The sequence below is a fragment of the Shewanella sp. NKUCC06_TVS genome (assembly GCF_019345515.1).
In the GTDB taxonomy this organism is placed as follows: domain Bacteria; phylum Pseudomonadota; class Gammaproteobacteria; order Enterobacterales; family Shewanellaceae; genus Shewanella; species Shewanella oncorhynchi.
Window position 1 is genome coordinate 1 of the sequence record NZ_JAHKQX010000051.1, and the last position, 303, is coordinate 303.

Here is a 303-nt window from a genome sequence, read left to right on the forward strand (position 1 = left end):
AATAAAGTGTTTGAGAACTCATGTTCAATGCTTTCGCATTAAACGTTTTGTAATTAATCACATGACAGACTCATGCAATTAAATACTATCAGCTTTCCAAATTGTTAAAGAACAATGCGTACCGGCTCGCGGCGCATTTAGCTCTGACTTCTCCTAAGAGAAGATAAACAAGCAATCTGTGTGAACACTCAGCAAACATTAAGTTAGTCGTATAGGTAAGGAGGTGATCCAGCCCCAGGTTCCCCTAGGGCTACCTTGTTACGACTTCACCCCAGTCATGAACCACAAAGTGGTGAGCGCCCC

The 303-nt window shown here is 42.9% G+C and carries 1 rRNA gene; it reads right to left on the minus strand.

Features of this window, described 5'->3' with window-relative positions:
- Positions 1–216: 216 nt before the first annotated feature.
- Positions 217–303 (minus strand): 16S ribosomal RNA (locus KO531_RS22280); the annotation flags it as partial.